The following is a 17,728-nucleotide window of genomic DNA, read 5'->3' as shown; positions in this document are numbered from 1 at the left end:
CAGCTGGAAGCTAAAAATGTATATATTGCGGCATGTAAGGTTTTACCTGCCAGCCGGGGGCGGCTGGCAGGCAGAGAACCCGCCGGAGCTTCTAATTAATCCAGATCGTAAATCGAGCCCACCTTCAGCCCGTATAGCTCATTGTAGATTTTCTCGGCAAACGCATCGGTCATTCCGGCGATATAATCAGTCACCATATGCTCCCAGGTCCAGATCGGTCTCGCCGACCGCTGGTCCTTCTCGAAACGCTGCAGCCAGTCTGACGGAATGATGCTCCGGGAAGTCTCGGGGTCGAGGAACGCCTCCCACAGCCGCCGCAGAATCCATTCGCTCCGTTTCTGGAGGCGCTGCACACGCAGATCGCGGATCATGGTGACCCAGGCGAAGCTTTTGAGGACGCTGACAGTGCGCAGCATATCCTCATCCTCTTTGCCTTCTTTAATGAAGGTAACCTTCTTCCAGTCCCCGTCCTCTATAACGCCAAGGCTGGCGACGAAGGTGCTGACCCAATAAGCCTTGACTTCACGGCGGGTGCGGGAATAGTCATTCTCACAGGTGGGCATCTTCTCCTTCCAGACGCGCAGGAATGAATTCAGCACCTCCTCCACCTTGAAGCGGATCGCCGACTTGTTCCAGCCGGACCAGAAGGCATCCTCAAGTGTGGTGATTTTCTCCACAATCAGGCGCTGGATATAGTCGTCATGCATGAAATGCTCATGCACCTCAATCTTCCCGGCCTTGATGCCGTCCTCCAGGTCATGCGCCGAATAGGCAATATCGTCACACAGGTCCATAAGCTGCGCTTCCAGCGTCTTCTTGCCGGCGGGAATGCCCCACTGGCTGCGGATCTCGTGGATATACTCCCATTCATGCAGGTACATCCCTTTCTTGAGCACCGTTCCCGGGAACGGATATTTGTTAATGCCGAGCAGTACCGCGTCTGAGAGGTTCAGGCCATCGATATTCTCGCGCTTCTCCAGGAACATAATCAGGCGGAAGTTATGGGCATTACCTTCAAAATGCTCATACTTGCGCTTCATGCTCTCATGGATCGTCTGCTGCTGAACAGGACCTGCGCCGGATGTCGTCACGGCCTCCGCCGTCTTGCGGACGATCAGCTTCTCCAGCAGGCTGTCCAGCACCTCCTCGCCCTTATGCCCGAACGGGGGATGCCCGAAATCATGGGCGATGGCTGCGCACTCCACGACCTCAGGATCAATCACCAGCCCCGGGTTCTCCGCTGCGGCCGTCTCCACTCCGGGATAAGACCGCAGCAGGCTTTTGGCAGCTTCGCGGGCGATCTGCGCCACCTCCAGCGAATGGGTCAGGCGCGTCCGGTAATAATCCCCGGTTCCGGCTCCGAACACCTGGGATTTGCCCTGCAGCCGGCGGAAGGTCGGCGAATGGATCAGACGCGAATAATCACGCTCATATGCGGCTCTGGAGGTCTCCAGCTTGGTCACTTCGGGATATTGTCTATGCTCTCTTTGCTCAATCAGTGTCATCTCCGCTGCCCCTATTCCTTGATCTGTATTTAGTAGTATATTATAAGTCATTTCCGGGGGAACTTTCACGCATTAATCCTGTTAATTGTGCAGCTGCACAGGATGCATAGTAACCGGCGCAGATGGTGCATTCTAAGAATTACGGCAGTCAGACCGCTTATTAATGACACAAGTGTGGAGTGAACTGAATTGAGACGCATAAGAACAAGTACCCGGACAACTGCCGCAGTCCTTGCTGCGCTGTTGCTCCTGAACAGCTCTTCCGCGATTGCGGGGGGCAGTCCGAATAAGGCCAAGAACCGCTATTACTATGAGGAGCGGGGCGATATGATCTGGGAGGTGCGCACCAGCCAGAAGGTGATTGCCTTAACGTTCGATGACGGACCGGACCCGCTGGAGACAGACAGCATCCTGGAGGTGCTGCATCAGTACGATGCGAAATGTACCTTCTTCGCCATCGGCAAACGGATCGCCGCTTATCCCGAAGTGGCCCGACGCGTCATTGACGAAGGCCATGAGCTGGCGAACCATACCTATAACCATGTCTATTTCAAAAAACCGATCTCCAGCCGCCAGATTCAGGAGGAGCTGGAGCTGACCGAGCAGGAGATCATGAAGGTATCCGGCAGGCACAGCAGCCTGTTCCGGCCGCCGGGCGGCATGTATGATGAGACCCTGGTTGATGTGTCCAACAGCATGGGCCTGAAGCCGGTGCTCTGGTCCTGGCATCAGGATACACGCGACTGGAACCGTCCCGGAGTATGGAACATCTCCAGCCACGTCATCCGCAATGCCAAGAGCGGCGACATCGTGCTGTTCCACGACCATGTGCACGGACCTTCGCAGACGAAGGAGGCGCTGAAGATCATCCTGCCCGAGCTTACGAAGCAGGGGTTCCGGTTCGTCACCGTCTCCGAGCTGATTCAGTTATCCGATGTGCAGCAGGCGAAGACGGACCGGCATACGGACTATTAATCCGCGTGACTTCCGCCTTCCCCTCCCGGCACGTTCCTGTCTTCCCGGATTGCACAGGCTCACGAAATAAGGTAGTCTTGAGCAAGATAAGACAGTTGTGAATCTGCTGCAGTTCATCCCCTGGGAGGGTAATCAGATGTCCGATAATAACACTTCATATACGACCGAGGAAATTGCCAGACTGCTCAAGATCTCCAAGCTGAAGGTCTATGATCTGATCAAAAAAGGCGAGTTGCCCTCTTACCGGGTCGGCAAGCAGATGCGCGTGGACCACTCCGATCTGGAGCGGTACAAGCAGAATTCTCGCAGCAGCGGGGCTTACACGCCCCCGCTTCCCGGAAGCGGCGTGCAGGAGGCTCCGCCGGCCCAGACGCCCGGCCCCTTCGCGGCACCCTACCAGGCCTTCGCTTCGCCGCCGCCCCACACCCTGAAGAGCAGCGGGGTGAATGTGGTCATCACCGGCCAGGATATGTCGCTTGATATTCTGGCGACCCATCTGGAGCGGACGCTGCCGTCCACCCGCCCGCTCCGCTCTTATGCCGGCAGCCTGGACAGCCTCATCGCCATGTACCAGGGCGAATCGGACATCGTCAGCACCCATCTGCTGGACGGCGACACCGGCGAATATAACCTGCCGTATATCCGCAGGCTGCTTACAGGCTTGTCCTATATCGTGGTGCATCTGCTGACCCGCAGTGCCGGCTTCTATGTACAGAAGGGCAACCCGCGCGGCATCCGCGGCTGGAGTGACCTCCAGCAGAGCGGGCTGACGCTGATTAACCGTGAACGCGGCTCCGGGGCGCGGGTGCTGCTGGACGAACAGCTCCGCCTGCATGGCATTCCGTCCTCCCGCCTGAACGGCTACACTAATGAAGAGAACAGCCATCTGGCCGTGGCGGGCATGGTGGCCCGGGGCGGAGCCGATGTCGGCATCGGCACGGAGAAGGCCGCCAGAATCGTAGACGGCATCGACTTCATCCCGCTGATCCGGGAGTGCTACGATCTGGTCATGGTCAAGAAGCCCGAGAATGAGCCGTGGATCGGCGCAGTCCTCGATATTCTGCGCTCAGAGGCCTTCCGCAGCGAGCTCAGCTCCATCCACAGCTACGACCTCGGCGAGACTGGCACTGTGATTTACGAGACTTGAAGCCCATATAGACATCACCTAAGGGACGTCCGGTTGCAGGCTTGCCGCCGGAGCGTCTCTTGGATCTGCCCGCAGAGAGGGGGGGAACTTATGTCGCCCGATATTCCGCCAGCAGCATTTAGACCGGAGCGCTTATTTTTCTCAGGAGTACACAGCTATACCTGCAGTAATGCAGAAGGGAATCTGTTGCCCCGGAGAGTCCTTCATCACTATGCATTATGCTATATAACCGAGGGCAAAGGGCAAATCACCCTCAACGCAGTACCGCTTACAGCGAATAAAGGAGACTTCTTCCTGGTGCTGCCGGGATCGGCGGTGGAAGGCAAAGCTCTGTCCACGGGAGCTGTACGTTACATAGTTATATTCTTCTCCTGTATGCAGCTAAGTAATAACCGCAGGCATCAGGGCCTCCATCCTCCACGGTTCCAGGTAAGCGGAAAGCTTGAAGTATACGGCCATCCGCGTGCCGCAGAAATCATACGTCAAGCCACAGCATTCCAGCGTACCCGGGACCTGGAGGATATCATGCGCGCAAAGTACCGGCTGCAGCAGCTGCTCGCGATGCTTATCCAGCCACATGACCGCCTCTTGCCAGGCAAGGCGGCGGGGATGGACATTGTACTGGATTATATGAAGAAGAATTACAGCAAACAGCTTACAGTCGCGCAGCTGGCACAGATGGCCGGGCTGAGCACCAATCATTTTATCAGAGCCTTCAGACAGCTTACAGACAAGACACCCATGGCCTATTTGCTGCAGGAACGGATCAGAAGAGCCAAGCAACTGCTGTTCTCCTCCGAACGGGTCAAGCAGGTCGCCAAAGAAGTCGGTTACAGGGACGAGCATTATTTCAGCCGGGTGTTCAAAAAATCGGAAGGAGTAGCTCCGGCCAGCTATCTCAAGAACCGCCATATCCGTATTGCTGTGCTTTATTATGGATTGGATGATTACCTGATGACCCTTGGGCTGACTCCAGTCGCAGCACTGTCTTACCGGGAGCGGGTGTCAAGAAATGTTGCCCTGCCTAAGCTGAATTCACAGGAGCAGGAGATTGTCCGCTTGAGCGGCTCCCGGTTGAACTATGAGAAGCTGGCCTATATCAGACCTGATTTGATTATAGGAAGCGACCGCCTGCTGCCAGGCGAGGTGCCGGAATCCATCGCCCCGACGGTTGTCCTTCCGCATACGGATCATGTGGAGCAGCAGTTATTCCGGTTAGCCCGTATTCTGGGCAGAGAGCAGCAGGCGGAGGACTGGGTGAACAGCTACACCGAGCAGAAGCATATTTTTAGATTGAGACTGGGGGAACGGGATGAGCTCCCAGCGGTTTCTTTCATTAGAGTCAGCTCTGAATTCTACCGCCTGTACGGCACCTCCAATCAGACAGGAACGCTTCTGTACAGAGAGCTTGGACTACGTCCGCCCCACTCCTTGCTGGAACAAACCTGGGCTGTTGATTTTGAGCTTTCTGAGCTTCCCCGGTATAATCCGGATTACATTTTTCTGGCTGTTGACGCTACCCCTGAATCCAGGCAACGGTTAGACACTCTGCTGTCATCCCCGGAATGGTGCTCACTCGAAGCCGTGAAGCAAGGGCGTGTATTTAATGCAGGAGACCTGTTGTTCAGAACCCTTGGGCCAGCAGGCAGAATGTGGGCCATGTCTTATATCGCATCCCGGATAGGTATACGTGACGATAGAATTATCCATCCCAATACAGGTTTATAATCCATTGTAATGTGTGTACCGTTCTCCTATCATAATGATAATGATTATTATTATCTATTAAACAAGGGAGAATAGAAGCTTATGTACAGAATGAAATCTATCCAGGTTCTGATCCTGGCCGTTCTAATGCTGTTACTGGCCGCCTGCAACAATACAACCGCAGAGCCTTCCTCTGATTCTGGCACCCGCACGATTGCCCACCTGAAGGGAGAAGCTGTGATTCCGTCAAAAATTGAGAAGATCGTGGTTCTCACGGCAGAGTATATAGATCATCTGCTGACGATTGGCGAGAAACCTTACGGTGTGAATACCGAGGCCCGGTACGGAGGAGACTACCTTCCCTACCTCGCGGGCATGCTGGAAGGGGTGGCTACTGTAGGCTCGGCGGATAACCCCAATCTGGAGGCCATTGCCTTGCTTGAGCCGGATGTTATTCTCATCGAGAGCCGTACAGCCGAGAATACGTACGAACAGTTGAATCAAATCGCTCCTACCGTAGTGCTGGGAAATGAGTGGCTCGATTATGGCGATGATACTTCCTTTTGGACCAAGGATCTTCTTACCATTGCAGAGATGTATGACAAGACGGATCTAGCGAAGCAAAAAATCGCCGAACTGGAACAAAAAACAGCCCAAGCCAGCGAGAAAATCAAGGCACTGGACAACAAACAACTCGCCTACCTCCGTGTACGTGCAAAAGCACTTCAAGTGTACGCACAAAAAGGCCATCCTACCAATGTATTGCTCTACCAGGATCTCGGATTTGAGCCTGCCGCCTTGACACCCGAAGAGCAAAGAGCGGATTTATCATTGGAGAAAATACCGGAATTGGGGGCAGACTTCATCGTCCTGGAGGCCGATCCCAATGCCGGTGATTTTCTGGGAAATATGCAGGATAGTGCACTCTGGAGCAACATCCCCGCCGTGCGGGAGGGAAGAGTCCATGAGACTGACTCCTTCTGGCTCTTCAAGGGCTGGGGAGTCATCGGCCGCGGGGAGATCATTGATGAAATACTGGCGTGGATCGGGAAATGAGTGCTGGTCAGCTGTTTAACCATGAGCGGATCAACATGTTCTTGCAGGAGCATTGTGCCGTGACCGTGGCGGAGAACCGGAATCCTTCCTTTCCTTACAGTACAGAGGATTTATTGGATGCAGCGGGGCTGTCACTCATTATCCGCCAGCAGTCGGTTCAGCTTGGGGAGCCTGCAGGATATGTGGTCGGAACCTTGTTTGCCAAGAGGTATTCCGTGTTGATCATGGGCCTGGTCGCCTCCATCAGCTTGTTCGACACTCCGCTGTCTCTGCGGCCCGGCGCTTTGCGGTTCAGATTAACAGACGCAGGGATCATGCGGTATGAGGCGGAGAGGGCAGCCTCCGGCGAATATACTGTTAACGATATGACAGCACGCCAGGCCCGCCTTGCGGGGTATCAGGAACTTTTGCTGGAGCATTTGCGGCAGGTATTCGGGGCTGTATCAGGTTATACAGGAGCCAAGGAGAAGGTCATGTGGTCGCTGGTGGCGCATAATTTGCATACTCTGTATGGACAGCTGCATACACACAGGGAACTGTGGGACTCAGAGACACGGGGCCTGGTCATCAGTCAGGATTATAACATTCTGCTGCAGCCGGAGAAGCCGGATGAGTTATCTATGCGGTTCCGCAGGTATGAGCACCCTCAGGGGCAGAGCCCCCCATTCTATCTGCGCACCCATTGCTGCCTGGCCTACCGGATCAAGACCGGACCTGAGGCCGGTGAGTATTGCAGCACCTGCCCCAGACTATCTCCGGAAGAGCGTCGGCTCATCCTGAATTCATGACAACAACGCCCATCCCGAACCGGATGGGCGTTGTTCATTTCGGCTGCGCTATGCCCGGAGACCCGTAATAACAACCACATCCCGGTTATAGCTGTCTCCGGCGAAGGCGATACCTTCCGGCTCTGCCTTGCGGGGGAGCAGCGCCTCGGAGATGACGTTACCGGTATGGTCAAGATAGCCCTCCACATCAATGCTCCTGTGGTACAGGCAGATCTCATCCACCCGGTCCTCCAGCACAACCCGCAGCGCCGTCGCCTCATGGAGTGAGAGCAGCTGTCCGTTCTGCCAGGCAGGCAGGCGCGAAGCCTTGACCTGCGGCTTCGCGCCGGTGAACGGAACAGCCAGCGTTACGATAGCTGCTGTACCCGTCACAGCGAGGGATCGCTTCACTACCGGACTCTCCTCGTATCGGCCTTGCCTGAAGATCAGCCCCGGCTCCAGAACCAGCCGGTCCTCCGCCAGTCCGGCCGGCAGCGCCTTCAGCAGCAAGTTGGCTCCCTCCAGCTGCGTGAACACCTCCCCGCTGCGGCTGTCATACCCGGCCCCGCCGGGCGGCAGATGGAAGTACTGATCATAGTTATGCTGCCCGCCGGCCGTGAACAGGTCTACAATCAGCCAGTAGCTGTTCTTGACGAACAGCACCTTGCGGGAATGAATTACCGGATCTTCGTAACGGGTGTACCCGTACTGGCTGGCATACGTATAATCATACGCTTCATTGAACTGGGTATCCCAGATCCGGCAGCTTGCCGTAGGCGGTGTATTCCAGTGGAAGCTGCGGACATGCTGGTCCTGCCCGTCCACCACTACCGTGTTGTGGGCCCGGGTGGATACCGCGTACTTCCGCTCCTTATTCCACTCGAATAAGCCCATGCCTGAATCGGCCAGCAGCTCGCGGCCGCCCGCGTACAGCACCAGGCTGAGCGCATCGGAATGCGCATGTCCGCCAATGCCCACCCCGGCGCGCATCGCCATATACATGTCACGGCGGTTCCAGCCCTGCCGGGAGGCCACATACCCGCCCTCCGGGAAGCAGGCCGCCGTTGCGGCTGGCTCCTCCGCACGCAGCTGGTCGTACGCCGCCGCTGCCTCCGGCCCCAGCCGCCACAACAGCGAGAACGGCAGCCGCTCATGGCCCAGTGTCTTGAAATCGCCGCGCTGGTACAGATAAGCGCCCAGGCTCATGACATTGCGCAGCTCGCTCTCCACCTGTACATCGGTATCACCGAACTTAACCAGCTGCCCGTCCGGTGCCAGCAGATGCATCATGACGACATACATCTTCTCCAGCGTCTCGCGGTATTCTCCGGCATCCCTGCCCAGCTTCTGATACAAGGCCACCAGCTCATACAGATCGCGCATCACGATATGGTGGTAGTTCGGACTGCCCTCAAACTGGACTCCATCAGGGTACACATTCTCGCGGATGTATCCCGGCAGCTTACTCCCGGCGTACTCCAGCCATTCGGCGGATTCCTTCAGCTCCGGCAGCAGGAGTGCGGTCTGGATCAGACCGCGAAGCTGCATACAGACATGATTGCCCCCGCTGGCATGATAGGCACGCACATACTGCCCATGCTCATGGAAGGACTTGATCAGCTTCAGCTTCACCTCCGGCTCGAAGGCCGGGGAGCTGAAGAACGTGATGAACGCCTCAGGCAGCATGAACAGTCTTACACCGACAGAGAGCGGGTCCCAGGTCGAATGCTCGGCCCGGAAGGTCCCGTCGACCGGCATCGGGTTGTCATCGATGAAGTGACCGAGCATCTCATTGAAGCATCTGGCGTACTTCTCATCGCCGGTCAGTGCATACGCTCTCGACAAGCGCTTTACATAGACGAACCGGGTCAGATGGAGCTGATACTGCGAGCTGTCGAACAGCCAGCTGTTCCAGTCGTAGGCTCCATTGTGAAAGACCACTCTTCTTCCCTTGAACAGCGGAATATCCCCTTCCACAATCCGGTCCGCCTCGGCAATATCCTGCTGCGCTTCCTCTTCTGCGCTGTATCTGCTGGCCGCATACGCCATCAGCTTAGGCACTTCCTGTACATTAAAGTAATATCTCCCGTTGTTACCTGCTGCAATTAACTCCAAATAGGCATCCCGCGCACCGGGGACATCGCCTTCCGCCAGCTTCGCCGCCACACCGGCCAGCTCCGGCTTCGTAAGATCCAGCATCGTGCGCAGGAATTCACCGTCTGACATCTGCGGCTTGGTATACTTCGGATTATGGCGTAGATCTTTATATCCAATTGTCATCTGAACCCTCACCCTTATTGATTTCGCTTGAGCTTCTTCCGATTCTATTCCTTAATGGAGCCGAGCATCGCACCCTTGGCAAAATACTTCTGCAGGAACGGATACACCATTACAATCGGCAGCATCGCCAGCAGAATGGCCGCATTCTGGACATTCGGTCCGAGGTTCGCGGCAAGCTGGGCATCCACCGCCGCCTCTGCCGATATATTCGAGGCACTGATCGCCACCATCTGCCGCAGGAGCGGTTGAATCGGCCAGCGTGACGTATCGTTCAGGTAGATCACCGCCGAGAAGAACTCATTCCAGAACTGAACCATGAAGAACAGCGTGAACGTGGCAATAATCGGCTTCGACAGCGGCAGCACCACCGAGTACAGAATTCTGAACTCGCCAGCCCCGTCAATCCGGGCCGCTTCATCCAGACTCTCCGGCAGGCTCTGGAAGAATGAGCGGATGACCATAATATTGAAGGCACTGGAGGCTGCCGGGAGCACCACGGCCCAGTAGGAATCGATCAGGCCAAGGTTTTTGACGACCAGATAGTTCGGAATCATGCCTCCGTGAAAGATCATCGTGAAGAAGATCACCAGCAGCAGCACACGCCGCCCGGGCAGGAACTTCTTCGATAGAGCATACGCCAGTGTAATGGAGACAAACAAGCTGAGCAGCGTCCCCATCACCGTGATAATTACCGAATTCTTGACCGAGGTCAGGAACGTATTCGCATTCAGCAGATAGCTGTAGGCATCCAGCGTCCAGTGCTTGGGCCAGATGAAGAAATTGCCGGCCATCGAGTCACCGGGAGGACTGAACGAGACCGCTATAATATATAGAAAAGGCAGAATGACCAGCAGACTAATTAAGCAAATAATGACGACTATTATCGTATCAAACCAGGTTGCCCTCAGCTTCATAACCTCTCCACTCCTGTTCTTGTTCTAGAATATGCCTTCCTCGCCCATCAGCTTCGCCGCATAGTTAGCACCGACGACAAGGATCAGGCTGGCCACGGATTTGAACATGCCTACTGTAATCGCGAAGCTGTAATTGAACTGCTCCAGGCCGACATGGTAGACGAACAGATCGAATACATTGGAGACATCCAGGTTAAGGCTGTTGGTCATCAGGAAGATTTGCATGAAGTTGGAATCGAGCGACGACCCCAGACGGAGCAGCAGCAGAATGACAATCGTGCTCTTAATACCCGGAAGAGTAATGTGCCAGATGCTCTGCAGCCGGCTGGCCCCGTCCACCTTGGCCGCCTCGTACTGCTCGGGGTTAATTCCCGCCAGTGCCGCCAGGAAAATAATCGTCCCCCAGCCTGCATCCTTCCAGATCGCCTGGAAGATGATCAGCGGCCGGAACCATTCATTGCTGACCAGGAAGCCTGCGCTGCCGTCGAACCACTGGCCGAGATAATGGTTAATGACGCCGGACGGGCCGAAGAAGGAGATCGTGATCCCGTAGATGACGACCCATGAGAGGAAATGGGGCAGATAGACGATAGTCTGCGACACCCGCTTGAACACCTTCAGCCGCACTTCATTTAATAGCAGAGACAGAATGATCGTAAACGGAAAATAAATGACCAGATTCAGCAGACTGATCAGCAGTGTGTTTTTCAGCAGCATATAGAAATCGGAGGTTCCGAAGAACTGTCGGAAATTATCCAGCCCCACCCAGGGGCTGTTCATCATGCCCTTGAACGGGCTGTATTCCTTGAAGGCGAGAATGAGTCCCGACATCGGGATGTAATGAAAAACAAGAAAATAGAGAATGCCCGGTGCTGCCAGTAAATAAAAGGGCCATAGCTGATGAAACCGCTTGGGTCGTAATGCTCTCTGCACAGGCTCAGCCTCCTTATCCAAATGGGCAAAAGAAAGGGGAAAGCCCCCTCCTTTGCCTCTGTATATATGGTTGTTGTTATGGTTGTTGTGTTACTTGGCCGGATGCTCTGCCTTGTACTGGTCCAGCAGTTCCTTGGTAATCTCCGCACCCGGCCCGTTGGTCCAGGCATCAATTTCCTTCTGCACATCCTCCCAGACGCCTTCACCCAGGACATACTTGGTCATGACAGCGCTCATCTTCTTGTAGCTGTCCGGGTTTTTGCTGGCATACTGCGAGTTGTAGCTGAGGAACGGGTTCTCCACGCCGATCTTGCTGATGGTATCGAGAATTTCTTTTTGCAGCTTCAGGATCTCAGGCTCTTTGGAGTTGGCGTATACATAAGGATCTGCGCGGTTCTCCAGGATGAAGTTGTTCGGCTTATCGAGCTCATACTGCTTCTTCTGCTCCTCGGTCTGCACGGCCATCCCATCCTTGAATTCGCTGGAATGAATGCCCGTAACTCCCGCTTTGGAGAAGGCGACATTCTCTTCGGAGGCGGTGAAATCCAGGAAATCGACAATCTGCTGGACCTTCTCTTCCTTCACTGAGCTTGGTACCACCCACAGTCCGTAGTAACCGGAGAGGACCGAAGCACCCTTCTGCCCCTGCGCCCCTTCCAGCACATCGACAATTGCAATTTCAGCGTTCGGGTCGGTCTGCTTCAGCTTCTCCACGTTGGTCTCCACAATATCACTGACATTCCCGACAAAAGCACCCGCAGTGCCTGCCAGGAACTTGCTCCGGGCCTGACCCTGATTCTTGAGCACCGGTGCATCCTTATCAATCAGGCCCTGGCTCCAGGAGTCTCTCAGCCATTCCAGGAAGGCCTTGTATTCAGGCGTCTGGAAATCACGGACAACCTTATCGCCCTCCAGCTTCCACACATTCGGGATGCCGAAGGCATATTGAATGGGTAGAACGCCGGAGAATGGTCCGGGGCTGTTCACGCCGTCTGAGCCGTAGATCGTGAACGGAATCGTTTTGCCGCCGCCGGCCGGGTCCTTCTCCTTGAACACCTTCAGCGCATTCGTCAGCTCATCGATCGTCTTCGGAACGGGCAGACTATACTTGTCCAGCCAGTCCTTGCGGATCAGGATGTTGGCTTCACCACCGCCGTACAGGCCGCGCGGCCGGGGAATCCCGTAGGACTTGCCGTCGATCTTGGCCCCGTTCCAGACCACCTCATCAATCTGGCTGATATTCTTGGTCTTCTCAATATAAGGAGTGAGATCATGGAAGGCACCCATCTTCACCAGGTTATTGAACTTGTCATCCTTCCCGCCGTCCATCAGCAGCAGGTCGTAGGAATCTCCGGCAGATACCGCTACAGAGAGCTTATCCGTATAGGCCTCAGATGGTACAAAAGTGACGTTCAAGTCTACATTGCCGCGCTTCTCCAGATCCTCCAGCGCTTTGTTATTCGTCATCTCCGGCGGGTTGCCGAAGAGAATCGTCATTGCCTTGATGCTGGCCGGCTTGCCTGCCGTATCCGTCTGTGCTCCGCCTTCCGGCGCTGCCGTACTGCTGCCTGCAGTTGAATTCTTATCTCCGGCGCAGCCCGCCAGTGTCGTTACCATTAAGGCCGCAGTGGCCACAACCGGTACAAGCTTTCTAGTCAAACTCATTGTCATCCCCCATTTGCCTGTATTGTTTGCGTTTACATCCGGCTTACACTTTGGATTATAGAAGACGCCGGAACGTAAGAACATGCCGGATTCCAGCCAAAGTGTCACCATTTTTAAGATTTGCCGGAGTCTATGTATCACCCGGTTCACCAATGTACTATAATCTGTTTAGGATAGCTTGCCCGGCATTCCAAGTCCAAACCCCTTGGGAGGTGGCGTTATGAATTCTCCTTTTATCAGCTTTTTGCGGCGCAGCTTCTATATTAAGATGATTGTGGTCATGTTCGCCATCTCTGTCGTTCCGCTGGTCGTCCTGTCCTTCATTTCTGTAAGCGTCTCCAGCACAACGGTAGAGCAGCAGGTGAACCGCCTGAACGCTCAACTGGTGAATCAGGTGATCGACCGGATTGAGCTCACGATGACCCGTCTGCGGGAATTAAGCGAGCAGTACTCACGGATCTCGTCCATTCAGAGCGCGCTGGTGTCGCCTTCGGCGCAATATTTTGAAGAGGTGGTCCGCAAAAAGGATCTGATCTCGGTGCTCAGCGGCGCATCGGCCATCATCGGGAATGTCGAGGGGCTGCAGGTCTATTCCGCCGTCACGGGAGAAGTGCTCTCTTCCACAGAAGCCCCGGCCATGCTCGGCGATTCCCCGTACCGTCCGCTGATTGCAGCGTATCTGGCTTCGGGGCGGCCCAATCTGTTCCTGGACAAGCACTCGCTGCCGGAGCTTGGCATTCTGCAATCTTCCACCTATTATATTTCACGGGTCCCGTTTGATTTATATAAAGACCTGAAGGGCGTGCTGCTGATCTCGATGAGCAACAGCCAGTATCAGCAGCAGATCGAGAATATCCAGCTCGGCAGCAAGGGCTCGATTTCGCTGCTGACTGAAGACGGCTTAACGATTGCCACAACCAGCAAGCTGGAGAAACAGGAGGATGCCCGGCGGGTGCAGGAGATTCTGGCGCGCTGGAAGGAGCTGAACCGCCCGGACCAGTTCGCCTCAGGCTCGTCGATTGTCTCGGTTAAGCAGACCTCCACCTACGACAAGTGGATCGTGCTCTCGGAGATTCCGTCGAAGGAGCTGACGGCCAGCGCCGAGATTATCCGGCGGACGGTCACCTATTTCCTGCTGGTTCTGGCCTGCCTGGGCGCGCTGTGCGTGGTCGGCTTCGGGTATCAGCTCTACCGGCCTCTGCAGGCGGTGAAGCGTCAGGTGGATGCGCTGAAGAAGGGGCATTTCGAGGCGCGGGTCACCCATTTTGCCAATAATGAGATTGGGGATCTGGGCCGGATGCTTAACACGATGGCGGTCCGCATTCAGGATCTGGTGGCGGACCTGCATGATTCGGAGGATCTGAAGCGCAAGCTGGAGATCCGGGCGCTGCAGTCGCAGATCAACCCCCATTTCATGTACAATACACTCAATACCATCCGCATGTTCGCGATGATGAAGGATTATGACAAGATCAATACGCTGATGGGAAGGCTGGTCGCGCTGCTGCGCTATTCCATGGAGAATTTCGAGCAGACGGTTCAGCTGCAGCAAGAGCTTGATTATCTCGCCGATTATGTCGGACTGCTCAATATGCGCTACAAGTGCCAGATCCATCTGGAGACCGAGATTGAGGAGCCGCTGCGGGGGCTGCAGATTCCGAAGCTGAGCCTGCAGCCGCTGATTGAGAACTCGGTGTTCCACGGAATTCTGCCGCTCAAGGCGGACGAAGGCCATATCCGGGTGCGGGTGTTCCGCAGTCCCAGCGGCAGCCATATTGTGCTTGATATTAAAGATGACGGCACCGGCCTGGGCGAAGCGGAGCTCAAGAAGCTGCGGCTCCATCTGCACCAGGAAGAATCCGGCGAGAACATCGGACTGCAGAATGTATGGATGCGGATGAAGCTGCTGTTCGGAGCAGATACACAGATTCTGCTCTCCAGCACTGCGGGCGAAGGCTTGACGATCCGGATGCTGCTGCCGGCGGAGAGCGTGCTGATTAAGGAGGAGCCACATGAGCCAATATAGAGTTGTTCTTGTGGAGGATGAGATCCCGGCAAGAACAGTGTTTCGCCATTTCATAGAAGAGCGGGCAGATCTGTTCACCCTTGTGGGCGAAGCGGAGGACGGCCGGGACGGGCTGGAGCTGTTCCTGAAGCATCAGCCGGAGCTGGTCGTGACCGATATTACGATGCCGGGCATGAACGGGCTGGAGATGCTGCGCGAGATTGAGGCCAGCGGCGCACGCCCTCCGCAGATCATCATTCTCACCTGCCATCAGGACTTTCATTACGCGCAGCAGGCGATTCGCCTGAAGGCAGCCTCCTATCTGATTAAGGATGACTGCCTCTCCGATCCCGGCCTCCTGACCCGGACGATGGAGGAGCTGGCAGCCAAGGCGGATTCACGCGGCGAGACCAGAGACAACTATCTCCAGCTGGAGCAGCAGGTCCGCCTGAGTGAGCTGGAGATTGAGCAGAGCCTGTTCCTGGATATGCTGCGCAGTCCGGCGGCGGAAGCCAAGTGGCTGCGCAGCCTGGAGGACGCGCAGCTTCCGCTCCACGGCCAAGGCGTCAAGGTGCTGCTGCTGGAGCTGGACCGCGGCTCCCTGCGCTTCCCGATCGACCAGTTAGAGGAGCTGAAGCTGTGGCAGTTCGCCGGCGTGAACGTGCTGAAGGAGCTGCTCGGCAGCATCGGTCCGCACAAGGTGATCGCCCTCGACAAAGGGCGGTTCCTCGCCCTGTACAACGATGCGCGGAAGCCCGAACGCCAGGGCTTCCTGGAGCAGGTGCTGGAATCCTTCGCCGCGAATCTCAAAATGAGATGCATCGCCCTGCTATTTAGCTTCGGCCAGGAGCCGGAGGCCCGCCCGGAGGCACTGAAGCGGCTGGCCTCTGCCTCTTATCCGTTCTTCTACCGCTCGAACGAGAGCATCGGCATCCGGGAATGGGAGCAGCTGGCCGGCTTCCAGCGGATTCCCGAGCCGCTCAGCCGCTTCTGGAGCAAGGTGCTGAAGAAGGCGCTGCTGGAGCCGCATCTCAGCACAGCCGCACTGGAGCACGAGCGCCAGTCGCTGCACCGCCAGGCGATGGAGCAATCCTGGGACCCGGAGCAGATGAAATCGTTATATCTGCGGGTGTTCCTGGATATGAGCCATAATGTGATTGGCGCGGAAGGCGGTGCGGAGCTGGAGGCCGACCTGCGGGTACAGATGGAGCTGTGCCAGACCTTCAACGCGGTGCATGAGATCACCTGTGATTATTTCCGCAAGCTCCAGCAGCTTCAGGGGGGCGGCCGGAAGATCGATGCCTCGATCACCCGGATTATCCAGCAGATGCGTGAGGATCTCAGCTATCCTTATAAGCTGGAGGAACTGGCCGCTTCGATTAATTACAGCGTGCCGTATTTCAGCTCCATGTTCAAGAAGGCGGTCGGTGAGAGCTTCATCCAATACCTGACCCGGCTGCGGATTGAACAGGCCAAGCTGCTGCTGCTCACCACCGATCACAAGACCTTCGAGATCTCCGAATCGATCGGGTTCGAGAATTACCGGTCCTTCAACCGTATCTTCAAGAAGGAGACCGGCGTCTCCCCGTCCGATTACCGCAGGCAGGGGACACAAAGCCTATAAAGTCAGAGAGCAGCATGGCCTACGCGCCCGCGCAAACGCCCAATGTAGCCAATGTGGTCGGTTTAATACGAAAATAGAAGTATCGGATAATGCGCCGCAGAACGGGTTTTGAACAACTACAGCCTCATTTAGAATGGGTGCGACGGATACCACCCACTTATTTTCATTCCTGGGGGTGACAAGGCCTCTGTCTTGTCATGCCTGTTTTTCGATTACATTTGCCCACGCGCCTCCGTCACGCCGAATGTGGTCGGTTTTTCGATTACATTTGCTCCACGCGCCTCCGTCACGCCGAATGTGGTCGGTTTTTCGATTACATTTGCTCCATGCGCCTCCGTCACGCCGAATGTGATCGGTTTTTCGATTACATTCGGCCCGCTCACCACACACCAGCCGATTTCCGGCTTACCGAAAAACCCCCGTCCTCACCGGAAATCCCGGTGAGGACGGGGGTTGCCCTTGTTGACCTAACCTCAATCACTCAGGAGCGTCGGTTCACAAACATCAGCATAAGCATGGAAATCACAATGATTGAGCCGACCCACATCCAGGCCAGCGTCATGTTGCCGCCGTCTACCGCTACATAGATGGCAGTGGGCACGGTCTGGGTGCGGCCCGGAATATTGCCCGCCACCATAATCGTTGCCCCGAACTCCCCCAGACCGCGGGCGAAGCCGAGCACATAACCTGCGGCCAGTGAACGCCCGGCCAGCGGCAGGGTCACATAACGCAGCACCTGAAGCTCGCTGGCTCCCTGCGCCCGCGCGGCATCCTCCAGGTCCTTCTCCACGCCCTCGAACCCCGCCTTGACCGTCCGGTATACCAGCGGAAAAGCCACCACAACAGCAGCAATGACCGCCGCTCCCCAGGTGAACAGAATCGTCTGCTCCGTGAACTGTTCATACAGCCTGCCGATCCAGCTCCGCCGCCCGAGGACCACCAGCAGGACGAAGCCGACTACGGTCGGGGGCAGCACCAGAGGTAGCAGCAGCACCGTCTCGACCAGGTTATGCCCGAAGAATCGGCGCCCCGCCATTTTCCGCGCAGCCAGCACCGCCAGCAGGAACACGATGACGCTGGTCAAGACCGCTATCTTCACCGACAGCCAGACCGGGGCGAAAAAATCGGCCCATTGGATCTCCATCTCTTG

Annotated in this window: 13 protein-coding genes; 7 read left to right on the top strand and 6 right to left on the bottom strand. The window is 56.0% G+C overall.

All coding sequences use genetic code 11. From position 1 onward, the window contains the following. Positions 1-95 precede the first annotated feature (95 nt). Positions 96-1,505 (bottom strand): deoxyguanosinetriphosphate triphosphohydrolase family protein, encoded by a 1,410-nt coding sequence (locus K1558_RS16765; RefSeq protein WP_238652788.1) that lies wholly within the window; start codon positions 1,503-1,505, stop codon positions 96-98. A gap of 189 nt (positions 1,506-1,694) precedes the next feature. Here K1558_RS16765 and K1558_RS16760 point away from each other — a divergent pair, with 189 nt between their 5' ends. The 5 genes from K1558_RS16760 to K1558_RS16740 all read left to right on the top strand — a co-directional run bounded on the left by K1558_RS16760 (position 1,695) and on the right by K1558_RS16740 (position 7,178). Further along, positions 1,695-2,480, top strand: coding sequence for a polysaccharide deacetylase family protein (locus K1558_RS16760; protein ID WP_238652787.1), 786 nt, complete (start codon positions 1,695-1,697; stop codon positions 2,478-2,480). Positions 2,481-2,616: 136 nt separating this feature from the next. Further along, positions 2,617-3,627, top strand: a complete 1,011-nt coding sequence (locus K1558_RS16755) for a helix-turn-helix transcriptional regulator (RefSeq protein ID WP_238652786.1) — start codon at positions 2,617-2,619, stop codon at positions 3,625-3,627. Between the two features lie 186 nt (positions 3,628-3,813). Then, entirely contained in the window at positions 3,814-5,355 is a 1,542-nt protein-coding gene (locus K1558_RS16750) for an AraC family transcriptional regulator (RefSeq protein WP_238652785.1), read from the top strand. Positions 5,356-5,436: 81 nt separating this feature from the next. Continuing rightward, complete coding sequence (locus tag K1558_RS16745) at positions 5,437-6,390, top strand: ABC transporter substrate-binding protein (RefSeq protein ID WP_238652784.1); 954 nt, start codon at positions 5,437-5,439, stop codon at positions 6,388-6,390. Next, the gene (locus tag K1558_RS16740) at positions 6,387-7,178 is read left to right on the top strand and encodes an IucA/IucC family C-terminal-domain containing protein (protein ID WP_238652783.1); all 792 of its coding nucleotides are present in this window, start codon (positions 6,387-6,389) and stop codon (positions 7,176-7,178) included. The genes K1558_RS16745 and K1558_RS16740 overlap by 4 nt, the downstream gene beginning before the upstream one ends. Positions 7,179-7,226: 48 nt before the next feature. On the opposite strand, the gene K1558_RS16735 is transcribed toward K1558_RS16740, so the two are convergent. The 4 genes from K1558_RS16735 to K1558_RS16720 all read right to left on the bottom strand — a co-directional run bounded on the left by K1558_RS16735 (position 7,227) and on the right by K1558_RS16720 (position 12,949). Next, positions 7,227-9,437 (bottom strand): alginate lyase family protein, encoded by a 2,211-nt coding sequence (locus K1558_RS16735; RefSeq protein WP_238652782.1) that lies wholly within the window; start codon positions 9,435-9,437, stop codon positions 7,227-7,229. 44 nt (positions 9,438-9,481) lie between these two features. Then, the gene (locus tag K1558_RS16730) at positions 9,482-10,351 is read right to left on the bottom strand and encodes a carbohydrate ABC transporter permease (RefSeq protein WP_238652781.1); all 870 of its coding nucleotides are present in this window, start codon (positions 10,349-10,351) and stop codon (positions 9,482-9,484) included. 24 nt (positions 10,352-10,375) lie between these two features. Next, positions 10,376-11,284, bottom strand: a complete 909-nt coding sequence (locus tag K1558_RS16725; protein ID WP_238652780.1) for an ABC transporter permease — start codon at positions 11,282-11,284, stop codon at positions 10,376-10,378. A gap of 90 nt (positions 11,285-11,374) precedes the next feature. Continuing rightward, positions 11,375-12,949 (bottom strand): extracellular solute-binding protein, encoded by a 1,575-nt coding sequence (locus K1558_RS16720; protein WP_238652779.1) that lies wholly within the window; start codon positions 12,947-12,949, stop codon positions 11,375-11,377. A 220-nt stretch (positions 12,950-13,169) separates the two neighbouring features. Here K1558_RS16720 and K1558_RS16715 point away from each other — a divergent pair, with 220 nt between their 5' ends. Then, entirely contained in the window at positions 13,170-14,975 is a 1,806-nt protein-coding gene (locus K1558_RS16715) for a sensor histidine kinase (RefSeq protein ID WP_238652778.1), read from the top strand. Beyond that, complete coding sequence (locus tag K1558_RS16710; RefSeq protein ID WP_238652777.1) at positions 14,962-16,578, top strand: helix-turn-helix domain-containing protein; 1,617 nt, start codon at positions 14,962-14,964, stop codon at positions 16,576-16,578. The genes K1558_RS16715 and K1558_RS16710 overlap by 14 nt, the downstream gene beginning before the upstream one ends. Before the next feature lie 481 nt (positions 16,579-17,059). On the opposite strand, the gene modB is transcribed toward K1558_RS16710, so the two are convergent. Then, positions 17,060-17,722, bottom strand: coding sequence for a molybdate ABC transporter permease subunit (modB, locus tag K1558_RS16705; RefSeq protein WP_238652776.1), 663 nt, complete (start codon positions 17,720-17,722; stop codon positions 17,060-17,062). Positions 17,723-17,728 lie beyond the last annotated feature (6 nt).

It is taken from the genome of Paenibacillus piscarius, assembly GCF_022234545.1.
Classification (GTDB): domain Bacteria; phylum Bacillota; class Bacilli; order Paenibacillales; family Paenibacillaceae; genus Paenibacillus_AQ; species Paenibacillus_AQ piscarius.
This window is presented reverse-complemented; position numbering and strand designations above follow the sequence as displayed.